The following is a 19,694-nucleotide window of genomic DNA, read 5'->3' on the forward strand; positions in this document are numbered from 1 at the left end:
TTCGGGCCACTCGGGCGAGATCTCCAGCGTGGTCATGCGTGGTCTCCTTCGAGCAGCAGGGGCGGGATGGCTGTGCCGGCCAGCGCGGCGGTGAGGGTGCGGAGCTGGCGGGTGAGGCGGAACGGGTCGAGCCGGTCGATGCAGCGGGTGATCAGGTCGGCGTGGGCCTGGCTGCCCGCGATCCGGGCGAGCGCGGTGACGGTGGCCACGACGTCGGCCGCGCTCGTGACGACCAGCTCGCGCGGGACGACCGTCTCGGCGGCCCGCATGGTGCGCGGGGCCAGCGGCAGGCAGCCGGCGAGGACGGCCTCGAAGAGCCGCTGGGTGAACTGGCCGGTCCTCGCGTACCGGTCCGGGGCGAGGAGCACGGTGCTCACTGCGGAGCGGTAGGTGGGGGTGACCTCGTCGAAGGGGATGCGGCCCGTGAAGTTCACCTCCGGCCAGCGGGCGGTGTTGTTCCACTTCCCGGCCACCTGGTGCGGCAGCTGGGCGGCGGCCGGGGCGAAGAACTCCTCGAAGGCGGTGTCGCGGTCGTACTGGTTGCCGATGTAGACGAGTGGCAGCAGGCGCTTCTCGGCCGCGAGGGCGGCCGGGTAGGCCCGGTCGAGGGCGTCGTCGGCGACCGGGAAGAGCAGGCCGGCCGCTCCCGGCGACGGGTACAGGGCCGGCTCGCACACCTGGAGGTGCCGAACAGTCCGCAACGGGGCGTCGGCGGGCAACTGCTGGTCCTTGTCCCACAGCACCGTGCGGACGGCGAGCCGGTGGGTGTAGTGGTCGAGGAGTTCCTGCTGCCGGTGCAGGTCGCAGGTGTGCCCCTCGGTGCCGCAAGCGGTGGTGTTGCGGCCGGGGATCGGCCAGCGCCACTCCAGGAACAGGGCGTCGATCTCGGGCAGGCCGCCGTCCCATCGGTAGGTGGCGGTGAGGTCGGTGCCGGCCTCGGCGAGATCGCGGTTGGCCTGGAGGAAGACGACCTCGTGCCCGGCGGCGATCAGGCCGTCCACCAGGGTACGGCGGTGGCTCCGGCCGCCGTCGGGGGTGTCGGTGATCCCGGAGCCGAGGAAGCCCCAGAAGCTGTAGCCGATCCTCATCCCTTGGTCACCCACCAGTCCTCGACGAGGAGTGCATCCAGCCCGGACTCGGCCAGGCAGTCCAGCGCCATCTCCGGGGTGCCGCAGATCGGCTTGCCCTTCACGTTCAGGGAGGTGTTGATCAGGACCGGTACGCCGGTGAGTTCGGCGAAGGCGGTCAGGATGTCGGCCAGGAGCGGGTTGTCCCTGGGCGCGAGGGTCTGCACCCGGGCGGTGCCGTTGGCGTGGACGATCGCCGGGATCGTCTCGCGGGCCAGGCCGGTGACCGGGGAGGCCATGGACATGAACGGGGCCTCTTGGCCGAGGGTGAAGTAGTCCGCCGCCTTGTCGGCCAAGACCACAGGGGCGAACGGCCGGAACGGCTCGCGGAACTTCACCGTGGCGTTGAGCCGGTCGGCGACGCCGGGCCGCAGTGGCGAGGCGAGGATCGAACGGTGCCCGAGAGCACGCGGGCCTGCCTCCAGCTCGCCCTGGAACAGGCCGATGATCGTGCCCTTGGCCAGCTCGCGGGCTGCGAAGCCGGCCGGGTCGTCCAGGCGCCGGGCGATCATCCCCGGTCGTGGTTCGGCCGGCAGCTCCAGGCCGGGGAAGGACGGGCCGAGGTAGCAGGCCCGCGCCAGCCCGGTCGGGAGGTCACCGTGCCGGTCGAGATGGGCCACGGCGGCTGCACCGATCGCGGTGCCGGAGTCACCGGGCGCGGGCGGTACGGCGACCTCGTCGAACAGCCCGGAGGCGATGATCTTCCCGATGCTGACGCAGTTCATTGCCACCCCGCCGCCCACGCACAGCAGCCGGGCACTCGTGCGTTCGCGGGCGATCCGTGCCAGGTGCAGCATCACCTGCTCGGTGCGTTCCTGGAGAGCGGCGGCGAGGTCGGCGTGGACCGGAGCGACTTCCTCGTCCGTGCGGCGGGGCGGGCAGGTGAGCGCGGTGAAGGCTGCGGTCAGCCGCGGGTAGCGGGGGTCCATGACCCGCAGGCCGATCAGCCGGTGATCGAGGGCGAAGCCGTCGGTGGTGAGCCGGACGGCCTTGGCGAACAGCGAGCGGAACCGCTTCGGGTCGCCGAGGGCGGCCAGCGCCATGACGGTGCCCTCCTCGTCCCCGCGCCGCCAGCCGAGGTGCTCGGTGACGGCGCCGTACAGGTAGCCGAGGGAAGCGGGGTCGTCGAGGGCATGGACGATCCGGTACGAGCAGCCGGCCGCGCTCTGCCGCGCGTGGCCGATGGTGGTGGTCCGGGTCTCGCCGAGGCTGTCCACCACCAGGACGGCGGCCTCCTCGTAGCCGGAGGCGGCGAACGCGTACAGCCCGTGGGCGCGGTGGTGCAGGACGGGCTGCACTTCGGCGTTCGGGAAGATGTCGGCCAGGCGGGCAAGGCGCCGGCGGGTGTTGGCGGCGACCTGGGCGAACGAGCGGGCCCGGGGCAGGGCCCTGGCGGCCGTCGCCGGTCGCAGGACGTGAGCGAGGGCGGAGGGGATCGCCCGGAGGTAGTGCTGCGGGGTGAAGTTGTACGCGACGGTGCCGATGTCGGCGAGGGTCAGGCCCGCTTCGTCGAGGAGCCACTCCACGGCCTTGGCCGGGTAGCTCTTGTCGTGCTTGACGGCGCTGAGCCGCTCCTCCTCGACGAAGCCGACGAGTCGGCCGTCGACGAGCAGGGCGGCGGCAGAGTCGTGGGTGTACGAGCACAGGCCCAACACGGTGCTGCGGTTTGCGGCCACCACGGTCACCTCTTCGCCGGGGTCGCCGGGATCGCCGGGATGGGCATGGCCGCGAGCGGGATCTTCTGCTCGCGCTGGTCGTACCAGAGCGCCAGGGTCTCGGGCAGCGGCCCGGTCGCCTCGGCGGCCCTGGCTCGGGCCTCGTCGCGGCGACCGGCCTTCCACAGCCGGTAGCTGGCCAGGACGGCGGCGAAGCCGTCCCAGACCGGGTGGCCGACGGCCTCGCCCACGGTGACCTGCTTCACCATCAGGTCGAAGTCCTCCCACGGGATGCCGAGCGGCTGCCACGCGGGTGAGGCGGGCGCGTCGGCGGCGAGGCTCCAGGCCGTGTCCTGGTGCTGGGCGTACAGGTGCAGGGAGTCCACGTGGTGGTGGTAGTCGCCGACCTCGGCGCCGAGCCATCCGGCCATCAGCTCGTGCAGGACGGTAGTGGTGATCAGGTCGTACGGAAGGCCGAGCCACACGTCCTGGCTCCGCATGCTGGTGTGCATCTCCAGCCGGCCCTCGCGCAGGTAGAAGCGGTATCCGAGGGTGCAGGGCACGTCCTTGTGGCCGACGGTGTCGCGCGCGGGGTCGAAGATCTGGACGACGGCGCGGCGGCTCTTGCTGTCGCGGGTCAGCTGGCGGCGCACGTAATCGAGTTGGTCAAGCTGACCGTGCCAGCGCCGCAGGCGCGGACCGTAGGCACCCTGGAGGGCGCCGTGGTCGGTGAGGCCGGCCAAGCGGCTGTTGAAGTCGTGGATCCAGTCGGCGCTGGAGCCGGAGAGGATCCACACGGTCTCGGCGGCGGCGAACGCGGGGTTCAGCACCCGGTACGGGCCGAGGTGGACCATCCGGGCGGCCGGGTTGGTCAACTTGAGGTAGGAGCCCATGAGCTCGGCGGTGGCCATGCCGCGCGGCGCGACGCTGCGGCCCTGGCTCAGGATGGCCTTGCCGGCGCGGGTGAACAGCGCGTTCGCGCTGTCCGCGGTGGTGACGAACACGATTCCTCCGGTGGAACGGTGGAACGACAGGGCAGGATCGTTCAGGTGCCCACGGGCTACGGGGAGTTGGCGTTGAGGTGGGCGAGTTGGCGCGAGACGCCCTGGGTGAGGGCGGTGCGGGGCTTCCAGCCCAGGAGGTCCACCGCCCGGGAGTTGTCGGCGAGGGTGGCCTCGACGTCACCGGCCTGGGCGGGCAGCCGGTTGACCGATACGGGGCGGCCGGTCAGCTCCTCGACGGCGGCCAGCACGTTCACCACGGTGGTGGTGACGCCGGTACCGATGTTGAGGACCGTCGTGCCGATCGGGGCGGTCGCGGCGGCGATGGCGGCTCGGACCACGTCGCCGACGTAGGTGAAGTCCCGGCGCTGGCTGCCCTCGCCGTAGAGGTTCAGGGCGGGTCCGCCGAGTGCCGCCGTGAGTGCGCGGCCGATCAGCATGTCATCGCGTTGGCGAGGGCCGTAGACCGTGAACAGGCGAAGTGCCACCGCAGTGACGGTGGAGGTGGCCTTGCCCGCGTGGGCCAGGCAGAGCTGTTCGCCGGCGAGCTTGCTGACCGCGTACGGCGACTCGGGGTTCGGCGCGATCTCCTCGCCTGCCGCGCCACCGCTCGTGGTCCCGTAGACGCTGGAGGAGGAGGCGTAGACCAGCCGGGGAACACGGACGTCCTCGCAGGCGGCCAGCACGCGCTCGGTGGCGAACACGTTGCAAGCGGTGTACTCGGCGAACCGCTCGCCCCAGGAACTGCGGACACCTGGCAGTGCCGCGAGGTGGAAGACCGCATCGGCATGCAGGAACAGTGCCGTGAGCGGGCAGGTCCTCAAGTCGGCGGCGACGAAGGTGAAGCCGGGGTGGTCGAGGGCTCTCGCCAGGTTCGCCGCCGCACCGCGGTCGGTGCGAGGGTCGCGGCGGTCCACACCGATGACGGTGGCGCCCGCGCCAAGAAGGGCGTCGACCAGGTGCGAGCCGATGAAACCGGCGGCTCCGGTGACGACCGCCCGGGACGGGGCGCGTCCGGGTGTTGCCTTGTGCTGCATTGAAGTCCCCCCAAGAGCCTTGTCGTTGGTGTCTGGATCGACGGCGCCGGACGGTCAGGACGTGTGCGGCGTGCGCGGGTGGGTGCCGTCGAGCGCCGTGGTGCGGCTGGGGACCGACGCGGCGAACTGGTGCTGGACGGCCGTCCCGAGCAGGGCGAGGGACAGGACGTGGCCGAGGGCCCACAGGCCGGTGAGAGCCGAGCCGATCGGGTCACGGGCCCCACTGCGGCGGCGTCGGCCCCGCGTTGAGCCCAAGATGTGGATCACCACCTTCTCCTCGAAGTTCCGTGCGCGGCCCCGAAGAGCCACGACGGTCGAGTGCGAACAACATGAGGTGCGCGCAGATCAAGGCACGCTGCCCAACGGTCGGCCGGTGACGAGGCTCGTTGCCTCGGCGGCCGGGGCGCGTCGAAACCATCACGCACCGCAACGCCGGCAGGGAAGGACTGGCGATGGTCAGTCAGGTCAGACGTCGGTCAGATTGGTCAGAATCGCCCAAGGGCGGAGGTCGGCACCGAGGGCTGTTGTACGTTGGCGTCAAATCTGTTCAGCCGAACCGGACTTCGAGGTCACCTGTGGACGAAGGGTCTGTTCTCGGCGACTGCCTCAAGCGACTCGGCTGGTCGCCCGACAAACTGGCACGCGAGATCAACCGCGTGCGCCCGAACAGCATCAGTCCTAAAGCGCCCTACGGCTGGCTCAAGGGCTCCACGCCGCGCGGCTCGCTTCCGCAGATCGTCGCGTCGATCCTCTCGCACCATCTGAGGGAGACGATCACCGCCGATGCCCTGTGGCCGGCGAAAGCCACCGCGCCCGGTTCCGACGGCTGGCTGCAGCAGCCGTGGTCGCAGGGCGGTACCTGGGAGGGACTCGGAGCGTTCACGGCGGGTCCCCTCCGCTCCGGCCTCGGAGTGTCGCGCACCTTGTCCGGCCAGGGGCTCATCGGCCCGGCCGTCGACTGGCTGACGACACCGGACGCGCCGGTCGCGGGACGGCCCAGTGGCGAGACGATCAGCCCCCAAGCCGTCGACGTCCTCACCGACCGCGTCGCCCAGCTCCGCCGGCTCGACGATGCCCAGGGCGGCCCGCTGGTGCTGGACTGGATCACCCAAGACCTGAACTGGGCCGCGCACTTGGCCCGCAACGGCACTTACGATCCGGCCATAGGGCAACGCCTCCACAGCGTGCTCGCCGAACTCGCCCAGCTGGCCGGTTGGCTCGCCTGCGACCTCGGTCGCAACGCCCTCGGCCAGCGGTACCTCCTCTTCGGACTCCGCGCCGCGCACACGGCCAACAACCGCGCGCTCGGCGCGAACATCGTCTCCTGCCTCAGCTACCAGGCCACCTGGCGCAGTGCGGACGACGAGGCGCTTCGCTTGATCAAGATCGCCCGTCAGGGCGTCGGCGGCCCGTCCGGCGGCGCGGTCCACGCCCTCCTCGCCACCAGGCAGGCCCGTGCCCATGCCCAGCTGGGCCAACTGGACGACTGCGCCCGGACCCTCGACGAGGCAGCCGCCCTGGTCGAGTCCGCAGCGGACAGCGGCACACCCTCGTGGGCCTACTGGGTGACACCGGCGGTCCTGGCCGCCGATGCCGGCCGCGCATGGCTCGAACTCGGCCGCCCCGAGGTCGCCGAACGCCACCTGGTGCGTGGCCTGCAGCTGTTCGGTGAAGAGCAGCCCCGGAACCGGCTGCTGCACACGATGTCCCTGGCGGAAGCCCGGCTGCGGCGGCACGACCTCGACGGTGCAGCCGAGGCCACCCACCAGGCCCTCGATCTCCGCTCGTACCTCGACTCCGGCCGCGCCAGACAGCGGATGGCCGGCCTGCACCACGAGTTCGAGCACTCCGACAGCCCATTGGCGCGCGCCGTCACGGACGAGATCGGCGCCGTCCTGGCCGCGTAGCCTGGACTTCCGCACGCACCCGAGGAACCGCATGTACGTCCGCACACAGGTCCCGCTGGCTCCGCTCACCACACTCGGCATCGGCGGCAACGCCGTAGTCCTCGCTGAGCTGACCGACCCAGCCGACTTCCCCGACGTCGTTGGCCTGGCCCGTCGGGAGGGCACCCGGCCCTTGGTCCTCGGAGGCGGCAGCAACATCCTCGTAGCCGACGCCGGGTGCGGCGTGCCCGTCGTACGCATGGCCACCCAGGGCGTGGTGTTCGAGCGCGGTGACGCCAGCGAGGCGGTCACCGTCACCGTCCAGGCCGGCCACATGCTCCAGGACCTCGTCGAGGAGACCGTCTCCAACGGCCTGACCGGGATGGAGACGCTGATCGGCATCCCCGGCACCGTCGGAGCCACCCCGGTCCAGAACGTCGGTGCCTACGGGCAGGAAGTCGCGGACGTCCTCGTGCGCGTCACCGCCTGGGACTGGGTCACCGGCCGCGAAGTCACGCTCTCGGCCGAGGACTGCCGACTCGGCCACCGCACCAGCATCTTCAAGCACTCCACTCGCTGGACGCTCCTCACGGTGACGTTCCGGCTGCGACCGTCCGAGCTGAGCACCCCGATCACGTACGGGATGGTCGCCCGGGTCCTCGACGTCCCCAAGGGCACGCCGGTCCTCCTTGCCGACGCGGCTGCCGCCGTCCTGACCGTGCGCCGCAGCAAGGGCATGGTCCTCGACCCTGGAGACAGCGACAACCGCAACGTCGGCAGCGTCTTCCTCAGTCCTGTCGTCGACGAGAAGCAGGCCGAGAAGCTCCGGGCCGAACAGGCGCCCGTGAACGCCTTCCCCGACGGCCTGACCAGAGTCAGCGCCAGCTGGCTGATCAAGGCCGCCGGGTTCGCTCTCGGCCAGCCGATCGCCCCTGGCATCCGGATGTCGACCAAGCACTTCACGCTCGTCGCCGAGGGCCACGCCACCGCCGGCGCGTTCGCCGAAGCGTCCAGGACGGTCGCCGAGAACGTGCAGGAGGTTACGGGAATCCAGCTGACCCCCGAGCCCGATCTCTTCGGCGACGAACCCGCGTACCTCCGCCTCAAACAGAAGGCACTCTCCCCAACGGCCCCCTGACGGAGCGCGCGGGACCGCGGTTCGGCCCGGCCCGGGGTCGGGCGCCCGGGGTCAGGCCGGGGGTTGGGGCGGGAGGGCGGCGATCAGGGGGTGGTCGTTCGGGAGGACGCCGAGGCGGGCGGCGCCGCCCGGGGTGCCGAGGGTGGCGGAGAACTCCTGGTTGGCGGTGGTGAATTCGCGCCATTCGTCCGGGGTGTCGTCCTCGAAGTAGATCGCCTCGACCGGGCAGGCGGGTTCGCAGGCGCCGCAGTCGATGCACTCCTCGGTGTTGACGTAGAGCATCCGCGGTCCTTCGTAGATGCAGTCGATCGGGCATTCGTCGACGCAGGCCCTGTCCTTGACGTCCACGCAGGGCAAGGCGATGACGTACGTCACCGGACCGCCCCCTCTCTCGCTCGGGTGGGTCGCCGGTCGTTCCGGCCCGACCGAACGTAGGTGCTCAAGTAAGGTTGAGGTCAACCGAGGGGGAGGCGGCACGATGACGGACGGGCACGGCCCCGAGGCGCACGCCTCCCCGGACGACTGGCTGAGCATCGGCGAGGTGAGCGCCCGGACGGGGGCGGCCGTCTCGGCGCTGCGGTTCTACGAGGAGCTGGGCCTGATCGCCTCGGAGCGCGACGGGCGCAACCGGCGCCGCTACCCCCGGCACATGCTGCGCCGGGTCGCGCTGGTCTCGGTGGCGAAGCGGATCGGCATCCCGCTGCAGGACCTGCGCGAGGCTTTCGCCGACGTGCCGCTCGACCGGCCGCCGAGCCACCAGGAGTGGCAGCGCGCCTCCCGGGGCTGGTCCCGGCGCCTGGAGGAGCGGCGGCAGACCATCGAGCGGCTGGAGGCCGAACTCACCGGCTGCATCGGCTGCGGCTGCCTGTCGATGAAGGCGTGCGCCCTGCTCAACCCGGGCGACGCCCTCGCGGAGGACGGGGCGGGCCCGCGCCGCCTCTGAGCCGGACGCGGCGGGGCCGCTCAGAGCACCAGGTCGTCGTGCTCGTCGAAGATCCAGCCGTCCTCGTACAGCACCTCGAAGAGGTGGCCGTCGGCGTCGGTGAAGTACCCGCTGTGGCCCCAGGCGTTCGGACCGGCCGGGCGGGTGACGGTGGCGCCCAGTTCGGCGGCCCGCGCCATCACCCGGTAGACCTCCTCGGCGCTGCGGGCGACGTAGGCGAGGGCGAAGCCGGCGAAGCCGCCGGGTCCGCGGTCGGGCAGCGCGGCGTCGGCGGCGAAGGCCGCCCGGGACTGGAACGCGACGGCGACGCCGCCCAGTTCGAACAGCGCGAACTCCTCGGAGCCCGCCGCGGAGCGCTGCCAGCCGAGCGCCTGGTAGAACGCGGCGGAGGCGGCGACGTCGCGCACGCCGAGGAGGATCAGGTTGAGCCGCTGCCGCATGGTGCATCCTCAGATAGGAACTGACGTTCGATCCGTCATCCTGCCATCCCGCCGTGCAGGCGCAGCAGCAGGGCGTGCAGGGCGGCGCGCCCGGCCGGGTCGAGTGGCGCGAGGACGGCGTCCTGGACGTCGCGGGCCTCGTCCTGCAGGGCGGACAGCCGGGTCCGCCCGGCGGGAGTCAGGGTGAGGGTGAGGCGGCGACGGTCGGCGGGGTCACGGGTGCGGTCGATCCAGCCCCGGGCCGCGAGCAGGTCCGCGGCCTTGGCGAGGTCGCTGGGGTCGAGACGCAGCCGGTCGGCGAGTTCGCGCTGGGTGTGCGGCCCGAGATCGGCGAGCGCGGCCAGCGCCGCGTGGTGGTACAGCCGCAGCCCGTCGGCAGCGAGACGTTCGGCGAGCCGGGAGCGGGCGTCCTTGCCGGTGCGGGAGAGCAGATAGGTCGTCAACTCCAGCAGCGAAGGCGGGTCTCCGGCGGAGGTGGAGGCGGAGACGGGGACGGGAGCCGGGGCGGAGGCCGGAGAGGAAGACGGAGCCGGGGCGGGGGTCGAGGCCGAAGGGGAAGGCGGGGCGGCGGCAGTGGTGGGGGTGGTTCGGGGGCGGGCCATGACCAGATCCTAGGTCCCGCCCTATAGTGGGTGCGACCCCATGATGGGTGCAGACCCACGATTTCGATCGGGAGATTCCATGGACGCGCTCCACCCCCGCCTGTTGGCCGCCGACTTCGCGGGCTGCTTCGCCTTCTACGACGCGGTGCTGACGGAGCTGCTCGGCGCGCGCCGGGTGCAGGGCGGGCCGGGCGGGCCGTACGCGCACTGGGACGTCGAGGAGCAGGCCGTCCTGACCTTGTTCGACCGGGGGGCGATGGCGCGGGCCCTGGGCGGGACGCCCGCGCCGGCGGGGGCGCCGCCGGTCGACACCGCAATGTTCGTCTGCCGGGTCGCGGACGTGGATGCCGCACACGCCTTCGCGTTGCGGCACGGCGGCACCTGCGCGCTGCCGCCCGCCGACCGTCCCGACTGGGGCGCGGGCCTGCGGACCGCCCACCTGCGCGACCCGGACGGCACCCTGGTGGAGTTCCAGTCCTACTGACGGACCGGCAGACCGTCGGACGAAGGCGACGGGCAGGTCTTCGTACGGTCGGGCGAACCGACGGTGTTTCCTTCGGCCTGACGGATCGTCGGATCATTAGCCTGGCCGGATGTGCTGGAGCGCGGAGGCCGACCTGGTCGCGGGCGGCGCCGTCGCGGCGGTCGGGATCGCGGCGGCGGTGCGGGCCGGGGCGTCCCGGCGGCTGCCGTTGGCCGCGCTGCCGCTGCTGCTGGGGGTGCACCAGTTGGTCGAGGCGGGCGTCTGGGCGGGCTGGGGGTGGGCGCGCACGCTGTGGGCGGTGATCGCGCTGCCGCTGCTGCCGCTGTACGTCCCGGCGGCGGTGTGGTGCGCGACCCGGCGGCGTTCGGCCGCCGCGTTCACCGCGCTGGGCGCGGCAGTGGCCGTCCCGCTGGCGCTCGCGCTCGCCCGGCACCCGGTGACGGCGCACCCGCACGGGCACACCGTGGGGTACGCGGTCGGCGTCCCGGCGGCCGGCCTGCTGCTGGCCGGCTACCTGGCGGCGGTCCTGGGCTCGCTGCTCTGCTCCGGCGACGCCCGGCTGCGCCTGCTCGGCGCGGTCGTCGGGGTGGGCGCGGTCGGCTGCGCGCTGCTGTGGCGGCTGGCCTTCGTCTCCACCTGGTGCGCGCTGGCGGCCGTCGCCTCGGTGCTGCTGCTCGACTGGGCGAAGCCGCCCGCCGCGCGGTCAGCCCGACGCCGGACCGGCCAGTAGGGCCGCGTCCGCCCGCTCCGCCGCGTCGATCAGCGCCAGTGCGTCCTGGACCGAGCCGCCCGGGTCGGGGACGGGGTGGAGCACGCCGCGCACGGTGCGCCGGGAGTCGACCAGCAGGGTGAGGCGCTTGAGCCGGTCCGCGCCGCCGGCCCGGAAGGTGGGCAGGCGCAGCGCCCCGGTCAGTTGCAGCGCGGCGTCCGAGAGCAGGCCGAACGGGAGGGCCTGGTGGGCGGCGAACGCGGCCTGCTGGTCGGGGCGTTGGGTGGAGATGCCGTGGACGGTGGCGCCGCGGGCGGTGAAGTCGGCGAGCCGGTCGCGGTAGGTGCAGGACTCCAGGGTGCAGCCGGGGGCGCCGGGGATGTCGTCCCAGCCGGGCGGGTGGCCCTGGGTACCGGGGGCGTAGGCGCCGGGGAAGCAGTAGAGCACCGTCCAGGGGGTGTCCGCGACCGGGTCGACGGGCACCGGCCGGGCGCTCTCCGAGGCGGCGGGCAGGGCGAGTTCGGGGATGCGGGTGCCGAGCAGGGCGTGCACCCGGCGGCTCTCGGCGGAGTCGGGGTCGCTGGTGGCGGTGAGGCTGCCGTCACCGAGCAGGTGGCGGCCGCCCCAGTCCTGGAGCGCGACCAGGACGGGGAGCAGGCCCCACCCCTTCTCGGTCAGGTGGTAGGCGTAGCGCGGCGGGTGGGCGTGGTAGAGGCGCTTCTCGACCACGCCGTCCTCGACCAGGGCGCGCAGCCGGGCGGTGAGCACCTTGCGGCTGATGCCGAGCGCCTCGTGCAGGGCGTCGAACTGGTGGGTGCCGCCCGCCAGGTCGCGGACCAGCAGCAGGGTCCACCAGTCGCCGACCACGGACAGCGCCTGGGCGATGGAGCAGTCGGTGTCACCGACGTCGGTGTAGCGCATGGGAACACTGTGCCACTCCGGGGACCGCACCCCCTATAGTGAGTTCCCCAAGGGAACTCACCAGGTGACCAGGGGGAACGCATGAGCACCACCGGAACCACCAGCACCACCGGACGCACCCGTCCGCCGTCCGCACCCGCGGACCCCGAACCCGGGCCCGGCCCCGGCGCGGCCGCCGCGTTCTGGCGGTACTGGACCGCCTCCACCGTCAGCGGCCTCGGCGACGCCGTCACCACCGTCGCGCTGCCGCTGACCGCCGTCTCGGTGCTGCACGCCGGCGGCATCGAGGTCGGCCTGGTCACCGCCGCGGGCTTCGCCGCCTGGCTGCTGATCGGCCTGCCCGCCGGGGTGCTGGTCCAGCGGCTGCCGCTGCGCGGCACCCAGATCGCCATGGACCTGCTGCGGGCCGCCGCGATCGGCTCGGTCCCGCTCGCCGCCGCGTTCGGCGCCCTGACCCTGCCGCACCTGGTGGCCGCCGCCCTGCTGGCCGGGCTGGGGAGCGTGGTCTTCGACGTCGGCAACGCCACCTTCCTGCCCACCGTGGTCCCCCGCGAGCAGCTGACCGCCCGCAACAGCCTCACCTCCGCCACCCACTCGGTGAACCAGCTCGCCGGGCCCTCGCTCGGCGGCGTCCTGGTCCAACTACTGGGCGCGGCAGCCGCGTTGCTGGTGGACGCGGTCAGCTTCCTGCTCTCCGCCGCGCTGCTGCGCACCCTGCCCCGCCCGGCCGCCGCCCGCCCCGCGCCGGGCACGGCCGGCTCCGTCGCCGGACAGATCCGCGAGGGCTGGCGGTACGTCACCGGGCACCCGGTGCTGCGCCCGTGCGTCGCCGAGGCCACCTGCGTCAACTTCGTCTGCGGCGCGCTGATGGCCGTCACCCCGCTGTTCCTGGTCCGCACCCTGCACGCCCCGGCCGCGCTGGTCGGCGTGCTGATGGCCGCCGAGGGCGTCGGCAGCCTGCTCGGCGCGGCCCTCACCCCGCGACTGGACGCCCGCCTCGGCAGCGCGCGGGCCCTGCGGTACGCCGCCCTGGCCGGGCTGCTGACCGCACCGCTGATGGCCTTCGCCGCGCCGGGGGCGGGCCTGCTGCTGTTCGCGCTCGGCAGCGCGGGCTTCGGCGGCTCCGTCGTGGTGCTCAGCATCCTGACCCGGACGCACCGTCAGCGCAGCGTCCCCGCCGAGCTGCTGCCCCGGGTGATGGCCACCGTCCGCTTCGTCTCCTGGGGCGCGATCCCGATCGGCGCCCTCGCCGCCGGTGCCACCGTCTCCCTCACCGACCCCCGCACCGCCCTCGCCCTCACCTGCGCCCTCACCACCGCCCCGGTCGCCATCGCCTTCACCACCCGCCTCCGCACCGCCCACCGCCTGGAGGACCTCAACCCCTGAACACCCCCGAGCCCGCCCACGCGGCGCCGAACGGACAGCGGACACGAGAGACAGAAGGCCCCGCAGGGAGGCGCAGCCCAGCCCGCGCAGCGGGAACCAACGGCGCAGCCCAGCCCGCGCAGCGGGAACCAACGGGGGGCGGCAGGCAGGCCGGGGCGGGGTCAGGGCGGGAGGGGGGTGAAGGTGCGGCCGGTGTCGAGGAGGCGGGGGAGGGCCTGGGCGTAGCCGGGGGTGGTGCCGGAGGTCGGGTGGTTGAAGTGGCTGATGACGATCGAGCCGGGTGGGGCGGTCGTGAGGGTGGCGGCGACCTGGGCGGGGGTGAAGGTGGCGCCGCCGTCGGCGTTGACCGCGAAGCCGGCCGCGCGTTCGCCGAGGTCGCCCAGCAGGTGGAGGGCGACCTCGTCGTAGTGGGCCGTGCCGGAGCGGAACCAGGCGGGCGGGCGGCCGAGCAGGGCGGTGAGTTTCGCCCGGTTGCCCGCGACCTCCTCGTACGCGGCGGCCGGGTCGGCCGTCCCGGTGATGCCGTACGCCTGACGGCCCGTCACCGAGAGCGGGCGGTGCGCGGTGCCGTGGTTGCCGATCGTGAACAGCGGGTCGGCGGCCAGTTCCGCGGTGGGGCCGGGGTTGGCGTCGATCCAGCGGGCGTTGAGGAACAGTGCGGCGGGGACGCGGTGGCGCCGCAGCAGGGCGATCAGGTCGGCGTCGTAGCCGTTGCCGCCGGGGCCGCCGCAGGCGTCGAAGGTCAGTGCCAGGGCCCCGCCGGGGACGGTCGCGGCCACGCCCGGCAGGTCGGTCCCCCACTGCCGGGGCGCCTGTCCGGCGTACCGGGCCAGCACCTCCTCCCGGGAGGGCGCCGCCACGGGGACGGTCGACGGCGGGACGGACGGCGGAGCGGACGGCGGGGCGGCGGACGGGACCGCCGACGGCCCGTCAGGCGTCCGCCGGGGTGCGGCGCAGCCCGCCGCGAGGGCGAGGGCCGCCGCGAGCACCGTCCGTCGTGTCGTCATGGTTCCGCCCCTCGTGGTCGTTTCCGTCACGTTCGACCGGCTTCGTGACCTTTGCCACGAGTGTCACTTCCGGTCCGGAACGGTGCCATCTGCGAAGCTCGGCCGTATGGCTTCCTCCCCTCGACCGCACTATCTGCAGTGGACGACCGTCGCCCCGGTGCTGGCGTTCCTGCTGCTCCTCGCGACCTGGCACCGCGACGTGCCGTGGCCGGTGGTGACGCTGGTGGCCTGCTTCCTGGCGGTGTCGGTGCTGGCCGCCGTGCACCACGCGGAGCTGATCGCCCATCGGGTGGGCGAGCCGTACGGGTCGCTGGTGCTGGCGGTGGCGGTGACCATCATCGAGGTCGCGCTGATCGTCACGCTGATGGCCGACGGCGGGGACAAGAGCGCGGGGCTGGCCCGGGACACCGTGTTCGCCGCCGTGATGATCACCTGCAACGGCATCCTCGGGCTGTCGATCCTGGTGGGGGCGCTCAAGTACCGGGTGGCGGTGTTCAACGCGGAGGGCACCGGCGCGGCGTTCGGCGCGATCGCCACCCTGGCGACGCTGAGTCTGGTGCTGCCGACCTTCACCACTTCGAAGCCGGGCCCGCAGTTCTCCACCACCCAGCTGGTGTTCGCCGCGACGGCCTCGATCGTCGTCTACGGCCTGTTCGTCTCGACCCTGACGGTCCGTCACCGGGACTACTTCCTGCCGGTCACCCCGGCGGGCGAGGTGGTCGACCCGATGGAGGAGCACTCGGAGATCCCGAGCATGAAGGAGACGCTGACCAGCGTGGGGCTGCTCTCGCTGGCCCTGGTGGCGGTGGTCGGCCTGGCCAAGGGCGTGTCGCCGACGATCGAGCGCGGGGTCGCCTCCGCGGGCCTGCCGAACGCGGTGGTGGGCGTGGTGATCGCGCTGCTGGTGCTGCTGCCGGAGTCGATCGCGGCGGTCCGGGCGGCGGTCCGCAACCGGGTGCAGATCAGCCTGAACCTGGCGCTGGGGTCGGCGCTGGCCTCGATCGGCCTGACCATCCCGGCGGTGGCGATCGCCTCCAGCTGGCTGGACGGGCCGCTCGAACTCGGCCTGGGCGCCAACCACATGATCCTGCTGGCGCTGACGGTGGCGGTCGGCACCCTCACCGTCATCCCGAAGCGCGCCACCCCGCTGCAGGGCGGCGTCCACCTCGCCATCCTGGGGGCCTACCTGGTCCTGGCCGTGAGCCCGTGAACCCCTGGAGCCGGTGAACCCCTGACCGCCCGTCCGAGCGCCCGTCGGCGAATTCGCCGACGGGCGCAGGCATGGACGGCGCGGCACGGGACATGCGGTGGGTGCGGCCGGGGAGACGGGCCGCGTCGCACGAGACGAGGAGGCTCCATGTCCATCCTGTGGGCGATCATTGCCGGTCTGGTCATCGGCCTGCTGGCGAAGCTGGTCATTCCGGGCCGCCAGCCCATTCCGCTCTGGCTCACCGTCGTCCTCGGCATCGTCGGCGGCCTGATCGGCAACGCGCTGGCCGGCGCCTTCGGCGTGGCCGACACCTCCGGTGTCGACTGGATCCGGCACGCCTTCCAGATCGGCGCCGCCGCCCTGCTGATCATGCTGGTCACCCCGTTCTGGTCCCGCCGCGGCGCCTGACGCCGCGTCACCCGAACCGCGACGGCCCGGGGCCCGCACCTCCTTCCGGTGCGGGCCCCGGGCCGTCGGCGCCGCCGTCCGCGTCGGCGTCGGCCGCTACTCGACGGTGACGCTCTTGGCCAGGTTGCGCGGCTTGTCGACGTCCCGGCCGAGGGCCACCGCGGCGTGGTAGGCGAACAGTTGGAGCGGGATGTTGAGCAGCAGCGGGTCGAGTTCGGGCTCGCTCTTCGGGACGACCAGGCAGTGGTCGGCGAGGCGGGGCCCGACCGGGCGGTGGGCGACGGCCAGGACCCGGCCCTCGCGGGCCTTGATCTCGCCGAGCGCGGTGAGGTTCTTGTCGAGCAGTTCGTCGTCGGGGACCATCGCGACGGTGGGGAGCTCGGGCGAGATCAGGGCGAGCGGGCCGTGCTTCAACTCGCTGGCGGGGTACGCCTCGGCGTGGACGTAGGAGATCTCCTTGAGCTTCTGCGCGCCCTCGCGGGCGACGGGGTAGCCCCGGACCCGGCCGATGAACATCATGCCCTGGCTGTCGGCGTACGCGGCGGCGAGCCGGGCGATCTCGGCGTCCTGCTCCAGGATCTCCCGGATCTGGTCGGGCAGGGCCTTGAGCGCGGAGACGATCCGCCGGCCGTCGGCGGGCGACAGGTCGTGGATGCGGCCGAAGTGCAGGGCGAGCAGCGCGAAGGCGACCACGGTGGAGGTGAACGCCTTGGTGGAGGCGACCGAGATCTCCGGCCCGGCGTGCAGGTAGATGCCGCCGTCGCACTCGCGGGCGATCGCCGAGCCGACGGTGTTGACCACGCCGAGGACCCGGCCGCCCTTGCGCTTGACCTCCTGGACGGCGGCCAGCGTGTCGTAGGTCTCGCCGGACTGGCTGACCGCGACGTACAGGGTGTCGGCCTCGATGACGGGGTTGCGGTAGCGGAACTCGGAGGCGGGCTCGGAGTGCGCGGGGATGCGGGCCAGCTCCTCGATCAGCTGGGCGCCCATCTCGCCCGCGTAGTAGGCGGAGCCGCAGCCGAGGATCTTCACCCGGCGGATCTCGCGCAGTTCGCGGGCGTCCAGGTTGAGGCCGCCGAGGTGGGCGGTGGCGAAGCGCTCGTCGAGGCGGCCGGAGAGGGTGCGCTCGACGGCGCCGGGCTGCTCGTGGATCTCCTTGAGCAGGTAGTGGGCGTAGCCGCCGGTGTCGTAGGAGCCGATCTCCCAGTCGACGGTGGAGGGCTGCCGGGTGACGGTGCGGGCGTCCTCGGTGAAGGTGCGGAAGCCGTCGGCGCGGACGGTGGCGAGCTCGCCGTCCTCCAGGTGGACGACCTGCCGGGTGTAGCGGACCAGCGCGGAGACGTCGGAGGCGGCGAACATCTCCTTCTCGCCGATGCCGAGGACGATCGGGCTGCCGTTGCGGGCGACCACGATCCGGTCGGGCTGCTCGGCGTCCAGGACGGCGATGCCGTAGGTGCCGACGACCAGCTTGAGCGCGGCGCGCACCGCGTCCTCCAACTCGCCGTCGTCGGTGCGGTGCGCGGCGATCAGGTGGGCGAGGACCTCGGTGTCGGTCTCGGAGCGGAAGACCGCGCCGTCGGCGGTCAGCTTGGCGCGCAGTTCGTCGGCGTTCTCGACGATGCCGTTGTGGACGACGGCGATCCGGTCCTCGTTGTCGGTGTGCGGGTGGGCGTTGGCGTCGGAGGGGACGCCGTGGGTGGCCCAGCGGGTGTGGCCGATGCCGGTGCCGCCCTTGAAGCGGGCGGGCACGGCGGCGGCCAGGTCGGCGACCCGGCCCTTGACCTTGCAGACCTTCAGCCGGGCCGGGGCGGTCCGGGTGGCCGGCGCGACGACGGCGAGGCCCGCCGAGTCGTACCCCCGGTACTCCAGCCGCTGCAGTCCCTCCAGCAGGAAGGGGGACGCGTCCTTGGGGCCGATGTAGGCCACGATTCCGCACATGACGTGGACTCCTGGGTGGGTCGGAGGTGGGTGGGTGGGTGGATGGGTGGGTGGATGGGAGCCGGGGCCGTCAGCCGTAGACGATCCGCCGCAGCTGACGGGCCGACAGCTGCGGGGCGGCGACCCGGCGGACCGTCAGCTCCTCGCCGAGGCGGGCGAAGATCCGGTCGTTGGTCAGGCCCCGGGCCTGCAGCTCACCGTGGCGGCGGCGGACGTACTCCTCGGTGGTCTCGGAGAAGTACGCCAGCACCTCCGCCACGACCCGGGCCGCCTCCCCGGGGGCCAGCGGCGTGGTCCGGGCGAGGTGGGCGAGCAGGTCGTCATGAGGGTGGGGTGAGGCAGGCACGTCCGGGGAGCCTAGGCGGGAAGCGTTCATTTGCCAAAGATCCTGCCCGATATCGGGCAGGGAAGGGCGCGGCGACCCGGCCGCGCAACCGCGGGAACCACCCGTGCGTACTAGAGGACGGCGGCCGCACGGCCGCTCCGGTCGCGCACCTATGATGTGGGGCCGTCGTTGGAAGACGGTGTGCGCACGGTGTTCGGGTGACGATTCCCGGGCATCCAGGCCCTTCGCGGTGTCCCTGACCGGGTTTCCGGCGGTCACACCGCAGGATGGGCCGCACACCGTCCGTGTCGATCACAGGGGGACCGTCCGTCATGCAACCGCGTGTGTTCGCCGTTGTCACCGCCGTCCTGCTGGCCGTCCTCGGCCTCGGGTCGGTCCTGGTGACCGACTGGACGCCCAAGGCCGTCGGCGCCGCGGGCGCGCCCGCGGCCGGGACCGCCCGCCCGGGGGCCGCGCCCGCGAGCGCGGCCGGCTCCCCCTCCCCCACCGGCGACCCCGCCGTGTGGACCCGCAGCTCGCTGCGGAACAAGCTGATGGCCGAGATGGACGCGACCGACCCGGGCGTCGCGCTGGCCGACCTCGACAAGATCTCCAAGGACAAGCCGTACACCGTGCGGTTCTGCCACCCGATCGCGCACGAGCTCGGGCACGCCGCGGTGCAGCGCTACCACCAGGACTTCCAGAAGGTCATCTCGTTCCCGCACGAGACCTGCGCGGCCGGCTACCTGCACGGCGCGGTCGAGGAGATGCTCGCCAACTCCAAGGACCCGCAGCACGACATCCTGACGCTGTGCGCGCCGAGCAACACCGGCCCGTGCATCCACGGCGTCGGCCACGGCATCATGTTCGTCACCAAGCAGGACATCCCGGCCGCCCGCGCGCTGTGCGACAAGTTCCCCAGCCAGAGCCGCCGGATCACCTGCTCCGAGGGCGTGTTCATGCAGCTGTTCGCCCCGGACGAGGAGGACGAGAAGGCCAAGGCCAACCTCCCCGCCGACAAGATCGCCGCCGAACCGCTGTACCCGTGCCCCGAGCAGCCCGCGCTCTACCAGTCGGCGTGCTTCTTCTACGCACCGACCTACTACCTCTCCTCGCACGACTACGCCAACCACCCCGAGGCGTTCGCCGACGCCCTCAAGTGGTGCCTGAACGCGCAGGCCAGTGGCGGCGGCAACGACTGCTCCCGGGGCGTCGGCTCGCGCACCATGAAGTACAACCTGGACCGCGAGGACTGGGCCGCCCAGCAGTGCGCCACCGCGAAGGACGGCTGGCAGCGCAAGGCGTGCGCGCAGGGCCTGGTCTCCTACTACACCGTCAACTACACCGACGCGGGCGCGGCCGGACGCCTCTGCAACAAGATCACCAACAAGGAGATCCAGGGCTACTGCCGCTCCGCCGGCGGCCTGTCCAACACCCTGGACTGACCCGCCGTCGGGCCCGCCCGTCTCGCCCGTCG

At 73.0% G+C, this 19,694-nt stretch carries 21 protein-coding genes; 9 read left to right on the forward strand and 12 right to left on the reverse strand.

Annotated features, from left to right (window positions below):
* Nucleotides 1–32: 32 nt before the first annotated feature.
* The 5 genes from ACIQBJ_RS02875 to ACIQBJ_RS02895 are packed head-to-tail and all read right to left on the reverse strand — an operon-like array spanning nucleotide 33 to nucleotide 5,075.
* Entirely contained in the window at nucleotides 33–1,088 is a 1,056-nt protein-coding gene (locus tag ACIQBJ_RS02875; RefSeq protein ID WP_400702367.1) for a hypothetical protein, read from the reverse strand.
* The gene (locus ACIQBJ_RS02880; protein ID WP_400702370.1) at nucleotides 1,085–2,803 is read right to left on the reverse strand and encodes a carbamoyltransferase; all 1,719 of its coding nucleotides are present in this window, start codon (nucleotides 2,801–2,803) and stop codon (nucleotides 1,085–1,087) included. The genes ACIQBJ_RS02875 and ACIQBJ_RS02880 overlap by 4 nt, the downstream gene beginning before the upstream one ends.
* Nucleotides 2,804–2,808: 5 nt before the next feature.
* Complete coding sequence (locus ACIQBJ_RS02885; RefSeq protein ID WP_400702373.1) at nucleotides 2,809–3,786, reverse strand: thymidylate synthase; 978 nt, start codon at nucleotides 3,784–3,786, stop codon at nucleotides 2,809–2,811.
* 56 nt (nucleotides 3,787–3,842) lie between these two features.
* Nucleotides 3,843–4,820, reverse strand: a complete 978-nt coding sequence (locus ACIQBJ_RS02890; protein WP_400702376.1) for an NAD-dependent epimerase/dehydratase family protein — start codon at nucleotides 4,818–4,820, stop codon at nucleotides 3,843–3,845.
* Nucleotides 4,821–4,874: 54 nt separating this feature from the next.
* Nucleotides 4,875–5,075 carry a hypothetical protein gene (locus ACIQBJ_RS02895; RefSeq protein WP_400702379.1) on the reverse strand — a complete coding sequence of 67 codons (201 nt, stop codon included), beginning with the start codon at nucleotides 5,073–5,075 and terminating at the stop codon, nucleotides 4,875–4,877.
* 320 nt (nucleotides 5,076–5,395) lie between these two features.
* On the opposite strand from ACIQBJ_RS02895, the gene ACIQBJ_RS02900 reads away from it, so the two are divergent.
* Together ACIQBJ_RS02900 and ACIQBJ_RS02905 are read left to right on the forward strand one after the other, a co-directional pair.
* Nucleotides 5,396–6,727, forward strand: coding sequence for a hypothetical protein (locus ACIQBJ_RS02900; protein ID WP_400702382.1), 1,332 nt, complete (start codon nucleotides 5,396–5,398; stop codon nucleotides 6,725–6,727).
* 31 nt (nucleotides 6,728–6,758) lie between these two features.
* Nucleotides 6,759–7,844 carry a UDP-N-acetylmuramate dehydrogenase gene (locus ACIQBJ_RS02905; protein WP_400702385.1) on the forward strand — a complete coding sequence of 362 codons (1,086 nt, stop codon included), beginning with the start codon at nucleotides 6,759–6,761 and terminating at the stop codon, nucleotides 7,842–7,844.
* A 51-nt stretch (nucleotides 7,845–7,895) separates the two neighbouring features.
* On the opposite strand, the gene fdxA is transcribed toward ACIQBJ_RS02905, so the two are convergent.
* The gene (fdxA, locus tag ACIQBJ_RS02910) at nucleotides 7,896–8,219 is read right to left on the reverse strand and encodes a ferredoxin (RefSeq protein ID WP_400702388.1); all 324 of its coding nucleotides are present in this window, start codon (nucleotides 8,217–8,219) and stop codon (nucleotides 7,896–7,898) included.
* A gap of 103 nt (nucleotides 8,220–8,322) precedes the next feature.
* On the opposite strand from fdxA, the gene soxR reads away from it, so the two are divergent.
* Nucleotides 8,323–8,787: a redox-sensitive transcriptional activator SoxR gene (gene soxR / locus ACIQBJ_RS02915; protein WP_400702391.1), complete on the forward strand. Its 465-nt coding sequence runs from the start codon at nucleotides 8,323–8,325 to the stop codon at nucleotides 8,785–8,787.
* A gap of 20 nt (nucleotides 8,788–8,807) precedes the next feature.
* Here soxR and ACIQBJ_RS02920 read toward each other — a convergent pair whose 3' ends face one another.
* The gene (locus tag ACIQBJ_RS02920; protein ID WP_400702394.1) at nucleotides 8,808–9,227 is read right to left on the reverse strand and encodes a VOC family protein; all 420 of its coding nucleotides are present in this window, start codon (nucleotides 9,225–9,227) and stop codon (nucleotides 8,808–8,810) included.
* Nucleotides 9,228–9,262: 35 nt separating this feature from the next.
* Nucleotides 9,263–9,670: a MarR family winged helix-turn-helix transcriptional regulator gene (locus ACIQBJ_RS02925; RefSeq protein WP_400702397.1), complete on the reverse strand. Its 408-nt coding sequence runs from the start codon at nucleotides 9,668–9,670 to the stop codon at nucleotides 9,263–9,265.
* A 238-nt stretch (nucleotides 9,671–9,908) separates the two neighbouring features.
* Between ACIQBJ_RS02925 and ACIQBJ_RS02930 the strand changes: the two genes are divergently transcribed.
* Both ACIQBJ_RS02930 and ACIQBJ_RS02935 read left to right on the forward strand, forming a co-directional pair.
* Complete coding sequence (locus ACIQBJ_RS02930; protein ID WP_400702400.1) at nucleotides 9,909–10,313, forward strand: VOC family protein; 405 nt, start codon at nucleotides 9,909–9,911, stop codon at nucleotides 10,311–10,313.
* 109 nt (nucleotides 10,314–10,422) lie between these two features.
* Nucleotides 10,423–11,043 carry a DUF6629 family protein gene (locus ACIQBJ_RS02935; protein WP_400702403.1) on the forward strand — a complete coding sequence of 207 codons (621 nt, stop codon included), beginning with the start codon at nucleotides 10,423–10,425 and terminating at the stop codon, nucleotides 11,041–11,043.
* On the opposite strand, the gene ACIQBJ_RS02940 is transcribed toward ACIQBJ_RS02935, so the two are convergent.
* Nucleotides 11,017–11,943, reverse strand: a complete 927-nt coding sequence (locus tag ACIQBJ_RS02940; RefSeq protein WP_400702406.1) for a winged helix-turn-helix transcriptional regulator — start codon at nucleotides 11,941–11,943, stop codon at nucleotides 11,017–11,019. The genes ACIQBJ_RS02935 and ACIQBJ_RS02940 overlap by 27 nt on opposite strands.
* An 81-nt stretch (nucleotides 11,944–12,024) precedes the next feature.
* Between ACIQBJ_RS02940 and ACIQBJ_RS02945 the strand changes: the two genes are divergently transcribed.
* Nucleotides 12,025–13,329, forward strand: coding sequence for an MFS transporter (locus ACIQBJ_RS02945; protein WP_400702409.1), 1,305 nt, complete (start codon nucleotides 12,025–12,027; stop codon nucleotides 13,327–13,329).
* A gap of 161 nt (nucleotides 13,330–13,490) precedes the next feature.
* Here ACIQBJ_RS02945 and ACIQBJ_RS02950 read toward each other — a convergent pair whose 3' ends face one another.
* On the reverse strand, nucleotides 13,491–14,336 hold the full coding sequence (locus tag ACIQBJ_RS02950; protein WP_400702414.1) for a polysaccharide deacetylase family protein: 846 nt from the start codon (nucleotides 14,334–14,336) through the stop codon (nucleotides 13,491–13,493).
* Between the two features lie 106 nt (nucleotides 14,337–14,442).
* Here ACIQBJ_RS02950 and ACIQBJ_RS02955 point away from each other — a divergent pair, with 106 nt between their 5' ends.
* Together ACIQBJ_RS02955 and ACIQBJ_RS02960 are read left to right on the forward strand one after the other, a co-directional pair.
* Nucleotides 14,443–15,546 carry a calcium:proton antiporter gene (locus ACIQBJ_RS02955; RefSeq protein ID WP_400702417.1) on the forward strand — a complete coding sequence of 368 codons (1,104 nt, stop codon included), beginning with the start codon at nucleotides 14,443–14,445 and terminating at the stop codon, nucleotides 15,544–15,546.
* Nucleotides 15,547–15,693: 147 nt separating this feature from the next.
* Nucleotides 15,694–15,954 (forward strand): GlsB/YeaQ/YmgE family stress response membrane protein, encoded by a 261-nt coding sequence (locus tag ACIQBJ_RS02960; protein WP_400702420.1) that lies wholly within the window; start codon nucleotides 15,694–15,696, stop codon nucleotides 15,952–15,954.
* 96 nt (nucleotides 15,955–16,050) lie between these two features.
* Here ACIQBJ_RS02960 and glmS read toward each other — a convergent pair whose 3' ends face one another.
* A complete protein-coding gene (gene glmS / locus ACIQBJ_RS02965; RefSeq protein ID WP_400702423.1) occupies nucleotides 16,051–17,892 on the reverse strand; it encodes a glutamine--fructose-6-phosphate transaminase (isomerizing) in 1,842 nt (613 codons plus the stop codon).
* Between the two features lie 70 nt (nucleotides 17,893–17,962).
* The gene (locus tag ACIQBJ_RS02970) at nucleotides 17,963–18,238 is read right to left on the reverse strand and encodes a hypothetical protein (RefSeq protein WP_400702426.1); all 276 of its coding nucleotides are present in this window, start codon (nucleotides 18,236–18,238) and stop codon (nucleotides 17,963–17,965) included.
* A 311-nt stretch (nucleotides 18,239–18,549) separates the two neighbouring features.
* Here ACIQBJ_RS02970 and ACIQBJ_RS02975 point away from each other — a divergent pair, with 311 nt between their 5' ends.
* Nucleotides 18,550–19,662, forward strand: a complete 1,113-nt coding sequence (locus tag ACIQBJ_RS02975; protein ID WP_400702428.1) for a hypothetical protein — start codon at nucleotides 18,550–18,552, stop codon at nucleotides 19,660–19,662.
* Nucleotides 19,663–19,694 lie beyond the last annotated feature (32 nt).

The organism is Kitasatospora sp. NPDC088391 (assembly GCF_044753345.1).
GTDB lineage: Bacteria > Actinomycetota > Actinomycetes > Streptomycetales > Streptomycetaceae > Kitasatospora.